The 1,218-nt window shown below is 63.1% G+C and carries 1 pseudogene; it reads right to left on the bottom strand.

The features are described 5' to 3' along the window. Positions 1-1,218 (bottom strand): annotated as a pseudogene (gene tnpC / locus P775_RS15710) (IS66 family transposase); the annotation flags it as partial.

Raw genomic sequence — 1,218 nt, 5'->3', positions numbered from 1 at the left:
CACCCTCGTCCGATCCGGCGAAGAGGCTGTTCTTGCGCGTGAGTGTCTGGGGTCTGATGGCACGCTCGACGATGTTGGAATCCAACTCGACACGACCGTCGATCAAAAAGCGCTCGAATATTTCGCGACGAGTCATGGCATAGCGCAGCGCTTCGGCCAGCTTCGACTTGCCCGAGATGCGCGGCAGGGTCCGCTCCCAGAGCGCGAACAGCGCGGTGACAATCGGTGCCGAGACAATCTGGCGAGTGGCCGCGCGGGGGTTCGGCGCCATGGGCGCGAACGCTCGCCTCGAGCGCCCAGAGCTCCGTCATCTTCTCGATCGTCGCAGTGGCGACCTCGGAGGCGCCGGTCGTATGCAGTTCATAGAAGCGGCGTCGGCTGTGCGCCCAGCACCCCGCCAACAGCGGACCATCGTTGCCGCCGTCCTTGCGTGCAAGCTTGTTGTAGGCGGCATAGCCGTCTGTTACCCGGCAGGCGATTGCGCAGCAATCTGCCGAGAGGGCACCTGCAGGATACCGCGATATCCCCCGAGATGCCGTCGCACGCAGTCACCGGATCGGCTGTCCTCGAAACGATAGGCCACCATGGGCGGACCGCTTCCGCCAAAAGGCGTGTCGTCTCGGGATAGGCCCAGAGCCAGGCTTTTTTCGTGTGACCAGTGCCGGGGGCAAGGGTCGGCAAGCTGGTTTCATCCGCGAAGACCCTGCCGCCTTTCAGGATCTCACGCAGGACATGGTCTGCGAGTATATCCAGCTCGAAGCCCGCCCGGCCCATCCACTGGGCCATCAGCCGTCGATCAAGTGTCAGGCCATCGCGGGCATAGATACCCTCCTGCCGGTAGAGCGGCAGGCCATCCACTGCCCGGCAGTGCATTGCGTAGCAATGTCACGAGAGGGGCATATTTCGAGACCGCAATCTGCGCCAGAAACGCCTCAGACGGCAGGCCGCTCTCGATGATATGGTTCGGGGCCAACGCCTGGATGATGCCGTCCCAGCCCTTGAACGTATATTTCGGACGGCGTGTGACCCCTCTCGTGCAGATAAATATGCACTGCCGGGCAGTGGATGACCCGGAACTTCGCCGGGATCACATCAAGCCGTTCGGCCACGTCTTCGCCGATCAGCGCCTTCTGCTTGCCGGCATGTTCCGGCAGGTCGTCAGGCTCAATGACCACTTCGACACGCTCGAGATGCGGCGGGAAGCCTTTGCGTGGCCGG

It is taken from the genome of Puniceibacterium antarcticum (genome assembly GCF_002760615.1).
In the GTDB taxonomy this organism is placed as follows: Bacteria; Pseudomonadota; Alphaproteobacteria; order Rhodobacterales; family Rhodobacteraceae; genus Puniceibacterium; species Puniceibacterium antarcticum.
The sequence above is the reverse complement of the archived record's forward strand: the minus strand, read 5'-3'. Positions and strand labels throughout refer to the sequence as shown.